Raw genomic sequence first — 16,054 nt, 5'->3', positions numbered from 1 at the left:
AATGAATGCAACTGCGACTCCTGCATTGAAAGAACAATGGCTGAACTTCCGTACTCAGCAACCTAAAACAAGAATCCGTGATGCAGCTGCACAGCTGCAGGTAAGTGAAGGTGAACTGGTTGCTGCCTGCACCGGAAATACTGTTAAACACCTTACCAACGACTTCCCAGCGCTTATACAGGCAATGCCCGCACTAGGTAAAGTAATGGTGCTGACCCGCAATGAGCATTGTGTGATAGAACGAAAAGGCATCTTTGAAATCATCAATACAGAAAACAAACACGTCGGTACTGTATTAGGAAAAGATATTGACCTGCGTATGTTCTTCTCCCGCTGGAAGTATGCCTTCGCCTTAGATAACGACGATACTATCGGCTTCAAGAAATCTATCCAGATCTTTGATGCCCAAGGCCACGCCATCATGAAAATATTTGCATTAGAACAAACGCACGCTGCTGCATGGGAGAAAGTAATCACTGATTTCTCTGCCATAGAACAGCCAGCTGCCATCACAGCAGCTCCTGCGCCCGCTGCAACTGTATATAATGATGCGCAGGCAGATACCACTGCCTTCCTCGAAGGTTGGGCTGCCCTGCAGGATACACACGACTTCTTCCCGCTGCTGATGAAACACAAGCTGTCAAGGACAGGCGCACTCAAGCTCGCAGCTGGTAAATTCACTTACCCGGTCGGCGCAGATTGTGTTAAGACTTTACTCAACGGTGCTGCTGCTACCGGCCTGGAAATAATGGTGTTCGTCGGCAACCCCGGTAACATCGAAATCCACACCGGCCCTGTGGAGAAGATCCTTGAAATACCAAATTGGATCAATGTCATGGATGAAGACTTCAACCTACATCTAAGAACAGATGCCATTGCCCAAAGCTGGATCGTGGAAAAACCCTCTGCTGATGGTATCGTTACTTCACTCGAAGTATTCGACGCCGCTGGTGAAATGATCGCTCAGTTCTTTGGCAAACGTAAACCTGGCAGTCCGGAGTTAAGTGAATGGAAAGAACTGGCCCGGAAAATCAGAACAAATAATTAGCAGTTACCAGCAAGCAATCAGCCATTCACCTATTGCAAGGTATGCTGCTGATGGCCTGATAAACTATCACAAAGATCATTTATTGTTTCCTTCATATGAGAGGCGCTTCAGTTCTGAGCGCCTCTTTTCCTGTTCCCTACTCATCAGTTTTCGTCACCGCTAATGCCGGCTGCTTCCTATTAATATCTGCATCATTACTACTATGACAAGCCGGATTGTTTTTCCCTTTTTTGTAAATCGTTTTCCTCTTTCGAGCATGTACACTGTGCACAACATGCTACTTTTGATCTGTGCAAAAGAGTATTTGATATTTAAATTTTATGCTGAACTCATTTGTTGTTTGTCAGCTCCAAAAGATATTTATACCATCCTCGAAAACCCTTTATCCGTGATGTATGTCTGCCATTGCCGGCAGTGTTTACACTGCCTGGCGATACAGATGGCAACACCCACCCTTTAAACAATCTTTATGTGCTCGATCAGACCATTGTGTAACAAGAATAACGCGCATATCAGTCATTGCGCAAATTGCCAGACAGTCTATATATGGCATAATAATCTGTTGCTGAACTTCACTCCGCAGGACTTCCAGTTGTTTTATGAAACAATGCAGCAACAGGATTTCTATGATTGCAGCGTTACCTTTCCGGATGGTGAAGAAAGAATCATTGTACATTCTCCATGCAGAGATATCAGCTTTACTTTTAACCTGCAGGAATGGCTTGATATGAAAGAAGCTATGAATGAGGCCATCCTGCTGCAACAGGTCTACGATCTGATCCGATAGCATTTTTCCTTTTCGCGTAAATCTTTTTCCTGAATAGATAAACGCATTTGTTCGCCGCATGCTTACCTTGCATGCATTATTTACTCCGCCAGAAATCCGGTATTATACGATTACTGCAATCTCCGCCGCAGCTTGTATAGTACTATAGCATTATTTTTTTAACCGGTATATGCCTGTCAGGGTTGTTGTATTCATTGTGAATATCACGACAGGAATTTTCATTTGATAACTTTTAGGGGTCAATGCTACTATACTTTATGAGGTCACAATTCATTGTGTTCGGACTGTCTATTGCCTTGTGTAATAGTGCATGGGCGCAGTCCGGGGAAAAGACAGCGACGGTCAATGCTATAGCTGATTCAATACATCTGCGAGATGTAGTGATAACCGGTCAGTATGCACCGCAATCCCTGAAACAATCTGTATATCAGGTCAGAACTATTTCAAGCGAATATATTCAGTTGCGCGGCGCTACTAATGTACTCGGTGTGCTCGATAACCAGCTGGGGATACGCTTCTCCAATGATGCTACACTTGGTGAAACGGATGTGGAAGTGATGGGTATGTCAGGTACGAATGTGAAGATATTACTGGATGGTGTACCACTGGTTGATAGAGGGAGCACCCGGCAAAGTCTTTCCCAGATAGATGTTAACACTATCGAAAGAATAGAGATAGTCGAAGGTCCGATGTCAGTCGTATATGGTACAGATGCATTGGCCGGTGTAATCAACATCATCACGAAGAAATACCAGGGTAAAGATCAACTTTCTGTTACTGCGCGCATACAGGAAGAAACTGTTGGTAAAGAGTATAATTTCCTTAGTGGAGAGGGCTCGCATAATGCGAATATCGGCATACAATGGGGACATAAAGGCTTCTTCGCCGGTGCTGGTATCACCAGAAATGATTTTGGTGGATGGAGCGATTCCCTTACCGGACGCAGGAAAGCATGGAAACCTAAAGATCAGTTGGTCGCCAATGGCTCCTTTGGATACAGTAACAAACAACTGAAAGTATGGTATCGATTGGATTATCTCAAAGAAGATATTCTCAGCCGTGGTGACATCAACTATGATAATGGTAAGGCTACTGATCAGCAGTATACCACTGACCGCTATACACATCAGGCGCAGGCAGTGTGGCAGCTGAATAAGGATCTAAGCGTAAATGCAACTGCCTCTTATCAGGATTATAAGCGTGTCACGCGTACTACTATCAAAGACTTCACTAATAACTCGGAAGTACTTGCCCCGGATGCCGGTGCGCAAGATGTATCCAAGTTCAATACACTCTTCTTCAGAGCAACAGCTCAGTATAATCTGTCACCAGTATGGTCTTTCCAGCCAGGTGTGGAATACCGTCGTGATGGTTCTGCCGGACAACGTATTCTGGGTACGCCGCATATCACTGATTACTCCGCATTTCTCTCTGCAGAGATTAAACCGGTGCATTGGTTGAATATCAGACCAGGTGTGCGGTTAAGCGAAAACTCTGTATATGATGCACCTCCGGTAATACCATCCATCAATACAAAGTTTGCGCTTCGCAATGACCTCGATCTGCGACTATCATATGCCCATGGTTTCCGCGCGCCTGCACTCAGAGAGCTATATTTTTACTTCTTTGATGCCAGTCATTCTATCAAAGGTAACAACGAGCTGAAAGCAGAATACTCCAACAGCGTCACCGGCTCTGTAAGCTGGCAGGCTATACAGAAAGGCCCTGTCAAAGTGGGTGTAACAGCTACTGGTTTCTACAATGACTTCAATGACAGGATCGATCTCGCCACCATCAACGGTTCAGATACCTCTACGTATGTCAATATCAGTAAGTTTAAGACTACCGGCGGAACCATCAGCACATTACTGAACTGGAAAAATCTGGAAGTAAACGCCGGCTTTTCCTATATCGCCCGGTACAATCAGTTTGCTGATGATGAAACCTACAATAAGACAAATCCAACGCCACAGTTTACCTGGACGCCTGAAGTGAATGCAAATATTACTTACCGCTTCAGAAAGTTAGGCGCTGCGCTGAATCTATCCTATAAGTTCAACGGAGAGAGACCCGCATACGAAGAAGTCACTACTACCGCTGCGCCGGCATTTGTACATGAGATCAGAACACAGGCATTCCATCAGGCGGACCTCACGGCTACTAAAAATATTACCAGGTATCTCATCGTAAATGCAGGTGTGAGAAACCTCTTTGATAATACGAATATTAATAACTCAACACTCACCAGCGGACAAGCACACACTACCGGAGGCGTGTTACCTATGTGGTATGGCAGATCCTACTTCCTTGGGTTAAGCTTTAACTGGAACAGAAACAAATAACTATTGCTCAAATAAATACAATCAAACTAAAATGGCTATGAAATTAAGCAGACTTTTCCTCGTACTTGCTGTCGGATCAGGTTTATTCACTTCATGTAGTAAAGACGAGGACACTACCGTAGTTATACCTCCTTCTGATGGTTCTCAGCTTACGCTGAACGGCGGCGGTGGCACTGGTTCCCCTAATACGGTATATGTAGACTTCAGCTCAGATTCAACCGCTACAAGAGTCCGTGGTAGCTGGAACCTTGGCTTCTACGGTGGTGCAGAATATCGTGTTACCCTGAATAGCTTCACCGCTATCAGTGCGGTAGCAATCAACAAAACAGATATCAGCGCTGTAAATATTGAAGATACTGCTGGTGTGAATCTGGCTATCGGACTTGGTTCCGGCAACTTCAGCATGATTGATGACGTGTATGGCGATCTGACTAAAACAGCGATCGCTGAAATATCTGCCACAGAGGCAAACAATAAAGTGTACCTGGTTAAACCTGAAAATGCAAGTGCAACAGATCCTGCTACCTGGTACAAAATCCGTATCACCCGCAGCGGCAACGGTTATGCTTTACAGTATGCTAAGCTGAAAGAGACTACTATCAAAACAGCTACTATCAACAAAGACAATAACTTCAACTTTACATTCTTCTCTCTCGATAACGGTGCTACTGTGAATGTAGAGCCCCGGAAGGCTGATTGGGATATTGCATGGTCTTACGGCGCTTACACCGCAGGTCCTATCCCATACTTCTTCTCTGACCTGGTAATCACTAACCAATATGCTGGGGTGACTGCTGCTAAAGTAGACAGCACTGTTGTTAGTTATAATAACTTCACCGAGGCGAACATTGCAGCACAGACTTTCTCTGACAAGCGTGATGCCATCGGCAGCAGCTGGAGAGCAACTACCGGTGCAGGTATCTACAAAAACTTCTTCTATGTAGTAAAAGATGCCAATGGTAACTACTACAAACTGAAGTTTGTGAGCATGGGTATCGGCGATGGCGGTACAAGAGGTTATCCGGTGATCGAGTATAAACTTGTTAAATCAGCCAACTAAGATTATCAGCTGGTAACCTTTGGTAATTATTATAGTGGAAAATATTGTTTTCTGCAAGTGAGGGGTGCTTCTTTTAGAAGTGCCCTTTGTTATCTTTAAAATGTAATAACATCTATGCGCTTTGATTTAATATCAACCCTGTCCGAGAGCATATCATTTATACACTTGGCTATTAATACATAAGCCAGCCTTGAATAATGCGTTTTATAGCAGCAAGAGCATGCATAGGTTATACACAGGTTATCAATGTGTCATCCGTCATAATTAGCAGGTGTCTCATCGCTGGATAAGGAAAAATAGTCGCTTATACCGGGACGGACTGTGAAGCTCCAAGCGACCTTGTAGCGACCTCCAAGCGAGCTCCAAGCGAATAGGCAGGTTAGCCGCCTTTACAAAAAGAAGAGGGCGCATCATGAGAATGATACGCCCTCTTATATTATCTGAACAGTTTATTGGTAGTATACTTAGAGTCCTACTGATTTTACAGTTTTGATAATCCTTGCTGCTACTTTGTATGGATCTGCAGCAGAGTTAGGACGTCTGTCTTCCAGGTAACCTTTCCAGCCTCTTTCTACAGTGGCAACAGGTATACGGATAGAAGCGCCACGGTCGGATACACCATAGCTGAAATCGTGGATAGATGCAGTTTCGTGCAGGCCGGTCAGACGCAGGTGGTTGTCTGCTCCATATACGTCGATATGTTCTTTTACAACAGGTCTGAAAGCTTCACAAACTTTGTCGTATACCGTTTTGTCGCCGGCAGTTCTCAGCAGGGTGTTAGAGAAGTTAGCGTGCATACCGGAACCGTTCCAGTCCAGGGTACCTAATGGTTTACAGTGCCAGTTAATGGAAACACCGTATTTCTCACCGATTCTTTCCAGCAGGTAACGGGCGATCCATATCTGATCACCTGCATCTTTAGCGCCTTTGGAGAAGATCTGGAACTCCCACTGACCAGCAGCTACTTCGGCGTTAATACCTTCTACGTTCAGACCTGCTTCGATACAAACATCCAGGTGTTCTTCCACGATGTCGCGGCCGAAGGCATTGTTAGTACCTACAGAGCAGTAGTATTGGCCCTGCGGATGAGGAAAACCATTATCAGGGAAACCTAAAGGTTTATTGCTGCTTGGGTTCCAGAGGAAATATTCCTGCTCGAAGCCAAACCAGAAATCGTTATCATCATCTTCAATGGTAGCGCGGCCGTTGGTAGGATGTGGCGTACCATCTGCCTTCAGTACCTCACACATTACCAGGTAAGCGTTCTTTCTCTGAGGATCTTTTACGAAGAAAACCGGTTTCAGCAGACAGTCGGAAGAACCGCCTGGTGCTTGTTTAGTAGAGGAACCGTCAAAGCTCCACATGGAAAGTTCTTCCAGTGTACCGTTAAATTCTTTCTCTACTTTAGTTTTACTTCTCAGGCTCTGAGTTGGATAGTTACCATCCAGCCAGATGTACTCTAATTTTACCATTGACTAATTGATATTTAAATGTTTGTTCACTTTGGCAAGCGATCAATTTTGGCATTGTGGTGCTGTTATCCCCTAAATACTTCCCTTTATTTAGTGTGGTCGATCTGCGATGCAAAGAAAGTTATAAATGTTGTTTTTAGCTATAATCACCTTCCTTTTTACGGTGTTTGATTGCAGGAGTTGGTGATTTTGGTGCAAATTTGTGTAAAAAACTGATATAGTAGGTAATATTAGTTTACATAGTTTTAATTATAATATCTTTTAAACTGGGTTATTGTACCTCTGTATTTTTTTCGTAATTTCAATAACCTGTACTATCCTACAGGTCAACTTAAAACCACTCCGGTGAAAAAGAGCACTTCCCTGATACTGTCGTTATCGATGTCCATGTTATGGTTTGCCTGTAAAAAGGACGCCCAGACCGATCCGCCACCTACACCTGCAGAGGGTACGCGTGAGCAGCTGACGCTGGACTCTATATATCTGTATGCCCAGCAGGTCTACCTATGGTATGATGCGCTGCCGGCATATGATGTGTTTAACCCAAGACAGTATGCTACCGGTGGGAATGTATTGCAGAATTACCAGCGGGAGTTATATACCCTGACACAGCTGAAAACCAATCCGATAACCGGGGAGGCTTATGAATATTCCGGTATTCCGGGGCATCCGAAGTATTCATTTGTGACGGAAGAAAGCCTGGATGGCGGCAGGCAGGGAACTGTGGATCTGAATGATAAAGGGGATGATCTGGGCATCGGATTATCTGCTAATGGCAATACAGATGTACGGGTACGCATCGTTCATCCGTCGTCGGCAGCTGCAAATGCTGGTCTGACACGGGGTATGAAAGTACTGGCCATCAATGGTACACGTGTTACGCCTAACTCGGGTGCGTTCATTGAGTCAGCCCTGGCCCAGTCTACTGCATCCCTGACCGTTGAAAAGGCCAATGGTAGTACAAGTACCGTAACCCTTACTAAAAAGAATTATACTACATCAGCTGTGCTGAAATCGGCTATTCTGAATGCCGGGGCACAGAAGGTGGGCTATATAGCTTACAGCCGTTTCTCGAATTTCAACGTAACAAAGGCTGCCCTGGATCAGGCATTCAGTCAGTTTACCGCCGCAGGTGTTACTGCCATGGTAGTAGACCTGCGCTATAATGGAGGGGGGTATACACAGACTGCTGAGTACCTGGCTAATCATATTGCTCCGGCCTCTCTCAATGGAAAAGTGATGTATGTAGAGTACTTTAATGACCTGCTGCAAAACGGGAAAGCGCCTATTCTGAAGCAGCAGTTATACCGGAACAGTGCGGGGGAACTTGTCATGTGGAACGGTCATTGGGCCACCTATGCAGATCTTGACTATTCAGTGGCAGGTAATACGTTTAAGTTTGAAGATGTAGGTACATTGAATACGGTGAAGCAGGTGGTATTCCTTGTAAGTAATAGTACTGCGTCAGCCAGTGAACTGGTGATTAACAGCCTGAAACCACATTTGCCTGTAAAACTGGTTGGGCAGACTACTTATGGAAAACCGGTAGGTTTCTTCGGGCTGCGTATTGATAAGTATACGGTGTACTTGTCCAACTTCTCTATGAAGAATGCTGATGGTTTTGGAGATTTTTTCCATGGACTGGAAGTAGATATTCCTGCAAGCGACGATGTGACACACGACTTTGGAGATCCATCAGAAACCTCGCTGGCAGCGGCATTGAATTATATACAGGGGCATCCTTCCGGCCGTTCAGGAGAGATCAGGCCAGTACAACACATGGGTCCGCCTTCTTTTAACGGGATGATTGAGACAAGGTTAAAACTTCGTTGATATTTCCTTATATCGTAATGTTTTTTCCCGATTTGATCAGTCAATTAGAATAGCTGCTGTTACCTTTGCAACAGCTTCCTAATTAAAAGTGCTGTTTGTTTACCCCGAAAGCAGACTTCTTTAGCAAAACATAAGTTTCTTAACATTATAAGTCCTTAATGGTCTCGTCTCCTAACCGGAGGCGAGACCCAAGGCACAAATCCCACTTTCACTGACTGTTTTGCAAGTTTATTTAAGTAATTTTAGCCGTTATAAATAGAAAACTGGATGATCAATAAGGTGCTACGTAGCAGGAAATGTATACTGGTGGCCGACGATGACGCAGATGACAGGGAGCTAATCAAAGTTGCTTTTGAAGAAAGTGGTGCAGATGCCGAACTGCGTTTTGTCGAGAATGGAGAAGAATTGATGTTTTATCTGAACAGACAAGGGAAATATGCTGATGAGGAAAAGTATCCTTTTCCAAGCATCATTCTACTGGATCTGAATATGCCGCGTAAGGACGGACGTGAGGCTTTACGGGAAATAAAGGAACATATAAACCTGAAATGGTTGCCTATAATTATCCTGACCACATCTACTGAGGCTAAGGATATTTCAAAATGTTACGAATTGGGAGTCAATAGTTATACTATCAAGCCTGCTAATTTTTCTGATCTGGTAGCGTTTACCCGCATGCTGCACACCTATTGGTTTACAGTCGTTCAGCTACCGTAGAAATCTTTCCACATGGATCAGACGTTTATTCACCGTACTTTTAATTACTCTTGACAAATAATAACGGAGTATAATAATGATCGAACTGTTAAGGGAACGTACGGCAAAACAACATCAGGAACTTGAGCGTGTGCTGATTCCCAGCATTAAAGCTGTGAATACACCTGAATCGTATGCCAGTCTGTTAGAACTTTTTTATGGCTATTACTATCCGCTGGAGCAGCATATAGCAGCTCATATGGATAGGACATTTCCGGGAGGCTTTGAACTGAGAAGAAAAGCCTCCTCTATACTCGATGATATCGCGGCCATTCGTAAAGCGCCTGCCACTCAGCCGGTTTGCTGTACTGATATACCCGAAATCACGGATAATGCGCAGGCATTGGGCGCAATGTATGTATTAGAAGGGTCCACGCTGGGAGGACAGGTGATTTGTCAGATGCTCCTGCGAAACCTCCAGGCACCGGAACTTCCACAGGCATTATCGTTCTTTAATGGCTACGGCGCTGATACCCAGTCTTACTGGGATACCTTTGTACATTACCTCCAGGGGTACAATGGTACCGAACAACAACAGCAAAGGATGCTGGAGGCTGCTGCCACCACTTTTGAGAAGTTTAAATTGTGGGCGCTCAGCCGGCAGGGACAATAAACAAATTCAACAACCCGCTTATTCCCCTTTTATATGCAAAAAAGGAATTTTGACTCTACCTTTTGTGGTAGCGTTCCGCTTCATCAGATCAATCTGATACAGCCCTATGGTATGTTGCTGGTTGTAAGACAAGCAGATTACAGGATTGTTCAGGTGAGTGAAAATATTACAGCAGCTATTGGTAAGCAACCTGTTGATATCGTAGAGACTATGTTATCCGACTATATCCCGGAAACACAGATGAAGGAATTGCACCGTAAGCTGGAGGAGGGATTGGTAAATAAACTGCCATTTACACTCTCCTTTACCGGAGACCAGGGAACAAAAGACTATCTGGCCATCGCCCACCTGTCTGCAGAAGCGATGATCCTGGAAATAGAAGAACTTGGCGACGCCGGAGAAGATCATTCGTTTATAGATATATACCAGCAGCTGAAGTATGCTATGGCTGCCATCAATGCCACCAGGTCTATCAAGGCGGCCTGTGAAACAGCGGCTAAACAGCTGAAGGAACTGTCTGGCTTTGATAAGGTAATGGTATACAAGTTTGATCAGGATTGGAATGGTACAGTACTGGCAGAAGAGCAGGAAGAAGGTATGGAGTCGTATCTCGGCCTTACATTCCCTGCGTCTGATATTCCACGTCAGGCCAGGGCCATGTACCTCGACAATCCTTACCGCATGATTCCTAACAGGGAATATGTGCCTGTGAGCCTTTATCCGGTTATCAACCCGCTGACCAATGCCTTTACAGACCTTTCCGGATGTAACCTCCGCAGCGTACCGGCTGTACACCTTGAATATATGAAGAACATGGCTATTATGACATCCATGTCCTGCCGTATTCTGAAAGACGGACAATTGTGGGGATTGTTCTCATGCCACCACCGCACTGCGTACCGGTTGCCATATGAAGGAAGGGCCCTGTTTGAGTTACTGTCAGACATTATTGCCGCACATATTCAGTCCCTTTCCTATAAGGAACAAAGCGATGAATACACGAAACTGCACGATATCCACACCCGTCTCATAGAGCAGGTATTTACAACTGGCGAACTGGGGAATGGATTACTCGAAAAGGAGGCCAGTGTACTACAATTGCTCAATGCATCGGGGGCAGCCTTGTTGTTTAACCGGAGATTAGATACGATTGGAAAAGTGCCGGGTAAAAATGAACTAAAGGACCTGTTCCTCTGGTTACAAAGTACTGCCTCCTCCCAGGTATTCCAGGAGCTGCACCTTGCAGGCAGTTATGAACCGGCTATCCATTATGCAGATATTGCTAGCGGTATACTGGTAATTCCAGTACAGCCTAGTAAGGGGGAATTTCTGGTTGTCTTCCGTCCTGAGGTAGTCCAGGAAGTCAATTGGGGAGGTAACCCGAATGAAGCAATACGATTTGAGAAGGATAATATACAATACCATCCACGTAACTCATTCAGTATCTGGCAACAGACAGTCCGCAATACGGCCCTCCCCTGGAAAGACACCGAAATCCAGATGGCAGGGTTACTTCGTAACTTCCTCCTCGAGTTCCTTATCAAAGGGTTGGACTAATGCCAGTTGATTTGGTATGATAATAGTTATGGTTAAATAATTGAATGAAGAAAGCGAACTACATAGTAGCGATAGGAGCCTCTGCTGGTGGCCTGGAAGCCATCCACGAATTCTTTGATAACATGCCGGAATATGGCAATCTTTCGTTTGTCATCATTCAGCATCTGTCTCCCGATTATAAAAGCCTGCTGGTGGAACTGGTTTCCAAACATACCAACATGCAGGTAAGAGAGGTAGAGGAAGATATGGCAGTCGAAAACGACTGTGTCTATGTTATTCCGAATAACAAAGAGATTATTATAGAGCAGGGACGTCTCAGACTGGTACAAAAGCCAGTCGAGAAAGCTCCTAATACGGCTATTGATACTTTCCTCTTCTCACTAGCAAAAGATAAAGGTCGTCATGCAATTTGTATCATCCTTTCCGGAACCGGAACAGATGGTACTAAAGGTGCTGCCGCTGTAAAGAAGGCAGGTGGTATGGTCATGGTGCAGGATCCGGAAACTGCGAAGTTTGACGGAATGCCCAGAAGTGTGATTGGTTCAGAAAATATGGATTATGTACTGGCACCGGAGTTTATGCCCGGTGAAATTTATAACTATATCCAGGACATGCCAGTACAGGTGTTTAACGGGAAGATCGACGATGACATGTTGACTGAGATCTTCCAGTTAGTAAGAGAGCATAGCGGACAGGATTTTAATCACTATAAACCACCTACCATCACACGGCGTATTGCTAAGCGGATGGCCCAGTTTAATGTGAAAAGCCTGGAGGAGTACGTGCAGCTGCTCCGGCAGAGTGAAGAGGAAAGTAAAGCGCTGGCCAGGGATTTTCTGATAGGCGTTACCCGCTTCTTCAGAGATAAAACGGCCTACGACATACTCAAAGATCAGGTGCTTTCACGCCTTGTGGAAGAGAAGGAAGAAGGCGCTATCATAAAAATATGGGTGACCGCCTGTAGTACTGGTGAAGAAGCATACTCTCTTGCAATGATACTCGATCAGTGTCTGCAGGAAAAGAGTAAGTGGCTGGACGTTAAAATATTTGCAACAGATATTGATAGTAACGCTATCGAATTTGCTGCCCGAGGCACCTATCCTGCTTCTATCGCAAAAGAAGTAGAACCCACCTTACTTAAGAAGTACTTCATCAAAGAAGATAAACAATATACAGTAGCGCCGCGACTGCGTAAGCAGATCGTATTTGCCCGGCATAATATCCTGAAAGATCCTCCTTTCATCAAAAATGACCTGGTTACCTGCCGCAACATGTTGATCTATATGGAGAACGTGTTGCAGAAACAGGTGTTATCCTCCCTTCATTTTGCGTTGAATACCGGCGGTTATCTGTTCCTGGGCCCCAGTGAGTCAGCTTCGCTGATCCGTGGTGGTCTGGAAGAGATACACCAGAAATGGAAGATCTATAAGAAGACAGATAGCTCCCGTACATCACTCCCGGATAATCTATATAGTCCGCTGGAATATATCCGCCAAAATCGTGACTTGCGTGTCAGTAACAATGGACGTACCACGATGGCTGAAAAGAAGAGCAATAACCTGCAGGAAGACTTCCGGGAGGCTATGGCCGAGGACTTTGGCTTTGCGGCTATATACATCGATAAGTCATACGAGATACATGAAGCATTAGGTAACTATAAGAAGTACTTATCACTTCCAGAGAAGAAGCTGCACCTGAACCTGATGAAGATGGTACCCAGTGACCTGTCAATGGCGCTGAATATCGCCTTGCGGCAAGCATGGACTTCTGCCAGGAAATCTGAAGTGAAAGGAATAAAGGTTAGTACGCCGGATGGCGTTCGTGTTGTCAATCTGCTGATTAAACCAGGGCCTGCCAATACAAATCAGCATACCATGATCGTCTTCCAGGAAGATCATGACAGAACAGGGCCACATGAATCTCCGGATACGCATGCACAGCCTGCAGACGTTAAGGAACACATTATGTCCCTGGAAGCGGAACTCAGTGAGACCCGTACTAATCTTCAGATGGCAATAGAAGGGTTGGAAACTTCCAACGAAGAACTACAATCCAGCAATGAAGAACTACTCTCCGCCAATGAGGAACTGCAGTCCAGCAACGAAGAGCTGCAATCACTCAATGAGGAACTGCATACCCTGAATACGGAACATCAGCTGAAGATCAAAGAACTGATAGAGCTGAATGACGATATGGATAACTACTTCCGTAGTACGGATATCGGTCAGGTATTCGTTGACTCCCATCTGCGTATCCGTAAGTTCAATCAGGCTGCTATTAAAATGATCAATCTGATTCCGTCAGATATAGGTCGCCCGATCAATCATATCTCTACCAACATCCAGCAGGATAGTATGATTGAGGATATCCATAACGTGATCAGGGCAAAGCGTACAGTAGAAAAAGAGATGGTACTGAGCAATGGCAATATGTACCTGATGAAGATATTTCCTTACATCCGGCAGGATAAGCAGACGGATGGAGTAGTAATCACCTTCGTGGATATTACTGCTATCAAGGAACTTGACATGCTGTTGAAAGGTGTGTTCAATGCCAGTACAAATGTCATCCTCGCATTTAAACCTGTGAGAAATGAAGTAGGCGTAGTGGCTGACTTCCGCCTGCTGGCATCTAATAGTGAAGGCTTACGTTTCCTGGGCAAAGATGTAACTTCTCAGAAACATCCTTCTATGAAGCAGGCTATGCCGCAATTGCTGGAACACGGTCTGTTTGAGAAGTATGTACAGGTAATAGAATCAGGCGAGATCCTGCAGACAGAATTTCACATAGAAGACGAGCAGCACGACAACTGGTATGAAATGTCTGGTGTGAAAACGCAGGATGGTAATATGGTAATTACCTGCTCGGATGTTACCGAGAAAAAAGATGCAGAAGACCGCTTGCGCAGAAACTATAATGAGCTGGTACAGGCCAGAGAAAGTCTGCGTAATCTCAATAGCGACCTTGAAAATAAGGTACTGGAAAGGACACGTGAACTCACCATGAGTGAAGAACGCTTCCGCCTGGTATCCAAGGCTACCAACGATACCATCTGGGACTGGAGCCTTACCAATAACAGCGTGTGGTGGAGTGATAACTTCTATGTTATCTATGGCTATGAGAGGGAAGGTTCTGACAGCCGTACCTTCTGGCTGGAGAACATCCATGCTGAAGACAGGGATAAGGTGAGAAACAGTATTTCCAGGGCTGTAAACTCTAAACAAAGTCAATGGACAGAAGGGTACAGACTGCGTCGTGCGGATGGCACCTACGCACATGTACTCGACAGGGGATACCTGCTGCTGGATGAATACAATACGCCATACCGTATGCTGGGCTCCATGATGGACGTAACCAACCTGCGTCAGGCAGAGGAACAGGTAATTGCTAACAAAGAGGAAAAACGCTTCCTCGCTGAGGCAATGCCGTTAATACTCTGGACTTCCGAGGCGGACGGACATATCAACTTCGTCAACGAGCAGTTTGTTATATACACCGGTAAATCACTGGAGATATTGCAACAGGAACAGTGGGAAAGTATCATTCACCCGGATGATATTGCTAACTGGCAAACCAGCTGGAATTATGCAGTCAAGGATAAGCAGGACTTTTCATTGGAAATGCGTATTCGGGACAAAGACGGTGCTTACCATTGGTTCCTGCATCGTACCAGGGTGCAGAAAGATATGGAAGGACGTTCCAGTGTGCTGGTAGGTACCAGTACCGACATCCATCAGCAGAAGATGGCTGCCGAAATTATGGAACAGCGTATTGAGGAACGTACGCTTGAACTGAAGCAGGCCAATGAAGATCTGGAAGCAAGTAACGCCGAGTTGCAACAATATGCCTTTGTAGCTTCTCATGACCTGAAAGAACCTTTGCGCAAGATCCATATGTTTGGTAACATGTTGAAAGACAGGTATCAAGAGAATTTGGAAGACAAGGCAAAGGACTATCTGAACCGTATTATCAGTTCCTCATCCCGTATGGCCAGCCTTATTGATGACCTGCTGCGCTTCTCCCGTTTATCGCAGGCAAGCTTCTTTGAACAGGTGGATCTTACGGTGATCGTCAAGGAAATACTCTCTGATCTTGAAATACTTATACAGGAGAAGAACGCCAAAGTATCCGTTACACAGCTGCCGGTTATAGAAGCTGTACCGGGACAATTACGGCAGGTCTTCCAGAATCTGTTAAGCAATGCCTTCAAATTCTCAAGAAAGGATGTACAACCAGTGATCTCAATCCGGGGTAACCGCATCAAAGAGAAGCGGTTTGATAGCCCGGGAGACCCGGAAGGGCCATTTGTCTGCGTTTCCATATCTGACAATGGGATAGGCTTTGATGAGAAGTACCTGGATAAAATATTTGTACTCTTTCAGCGTCTGCATACGAAAGATAAATATGAAGGTACCGGTATCGGATTGGCCGTTACCCGTAAGATCATTGATAAACATAATGGTTTGATCACCGCCTATAGCCGTGAGAAAGAAGGTGCTACGTTCACTATTATCCTGCCCGTGAAGCAAGACCAACGAGCTGGTTAGGGTATTTATCATAAAAAAAAATATATAAGGGGAATAGTC

At 45.0% G+C, this 16,054-nt stretch carries 10 protein-coding genes; 9 read left to right on the top strand and 1 reads right to left on the bottom strand.

All coding sequences use genetic code 11. The annotated features are described in order from the left end of the window. Position 1: 1 nt before the first annotated feature. From K1Y79_RS27225 to K1Y79_RS27210, 4 genes are all read left to right on the top strand, one after another. Positions 2-1,048 (top strand): hemin-degrading factor, encoded by a 1,047-nt coding sequence (locus K1Y79_RS27225; protein WP_220253378.1) that lies wholly within the window; start codon positions 2-4, stop codon positions 1,046-1,048. Positions 1,049-1,517: 469 nt separating this feature from the next. After that, the gene (locus K1Y79_RS27220; protein ID WP_220253377.1) at positions 1,518-1,835 is read left to right on the top strand and encodes a DUF6686 family protein; all 318 of its coding nucleotides are present in this window, start codon (positions 1,518-1,520) and stop codon (positions 1,833-1,835) included. Positions 1,836-2,092: 257 nt separating this feature from the next. Further along, positions 2,093-4,177, top strand: coding sequence for a TonB-dependent receptor plug domain-containing protein (locus K1Y79_RS27215; RefSeq protein ID WP_236059883.1), 2,085 nt, complete (start codon positions 2,093-2,095; stop codon positions 4,175-4,177). A 37-nt stretch (positions 4,178-4,214) separates the two neighbouring features. Then, positions 4,215-5,237, top strand: coding sequence for an HmuY family protein (locus tag K1Y79_RS27210; protein ID WP_220253375.1), 1,023 nt, complete (start codon positions 4,215-4,217; stop codon positions 5,235-5,237). A gap of 464 nt (positions 5,238-5,701) precedes the next feature. Here the strand turns inward: K1Y79_RS27210 and K1Y79_RS27205 are convergent, their stop codons facing one another. Continuing rightward, positions 5,702-6,709: a glutamine synthetase beta-grasp domain-containing protein gene (locus K1Y79_RS27205; protein ID WP_220253374.1), complete on the bottom strand. Its 1,008-nt coding sequence runs from the start codon at positions 6,707-6,709 to the stop codon at positions 5,702-5,704. Positions 6,710-7,054: 345 nt separating this feature from the next. Here K1Y79_RS27205 and K1Y79_RS27200 point away from each other — a divergent pair, with 345 nt between their 5' ends. The 5 genes from K1Y79_RS27200 to K1Y79_RS27180 all read left to right on the top strand — a co-directional run bounded on the left by K1Y79_RS27200 (position 7,055) and on the right by K1Y79_RS27180 (position 16,015). After that, on the top strand, positions 7,055-8,542 hold the full coding sequence (locus K1Y79_RS27200; RefSeq protein ID WP_220253373.1) for a S41 family peptidase: 1,488 nt from the start codon (positions 7,055-7,057) through the stop codon (positions 8,540-8,542). Positions 8,543-8,809: 267 nt separating this feature from the next. Continuing rightward, positions 8,810-9,259, top strand: a complete 450-nt coding sequence (locus K1Y79_RS27195) for a response regulator (RefSeq protein ID WP_220253372.1) — start codon at positions 8,810-8,812, stop codon at positions 9,257-9,259. A 76-nt stretch (positions 9,260-9,335) separates the two neighbouring features. After that, positions 9,336-9,911: a biliverdin-producing heme oxygenase gene (locus K1Y79_RS27190; RefSeq protein ID WP_220253371.1), complete on the top strand. Its 576-nt coding sequence runs from the start codon at positions 9,336-9,338 to the stop codon at positions 9,909-9,911. A gap of 33 nt (positions 9,912-9,944) precedes the next feature. After that, on the top strand, positions 9,945-11,468 hold the full coding sequence (locus tag K1Y79_RS27185) for a GAF domain-containing protein (RefSeq protein ID WP_220253370.1): 1,524 nt from the start codon (positions 9,945-9,947) through the stop codon (positions 11,466-11,468). 44 nt (positions 11,469-11,512) lie between these two features. Then, a complete protein-coding gene (locus tag K1Y79_RS27180; RefSeq protein WP_220253369.1) occupies positions 11,513-16,015 on the top strand; it encodes a CheR family methyltransferase in 4,503 nt (1,500 codons plus the stop codon). Positions 16,016-16,054: the final 39 nt, after the last annotated feature.

Source organism: Chitinophaga rhizophila (assembly GCF_019492185.1).
Taxonomy (GTDB): Bacteria; Bacteroidota; Bacteroidia; order Chitinophagales; family Chitinophagaceae; genus Chitinophaga; species Chitinophaga rhizophila.
The sequence above is the reverse complement of the archived record's forward strand: the minus strand, read 5'-3'. Positions and strand labels throughout refer to the sequence as shown.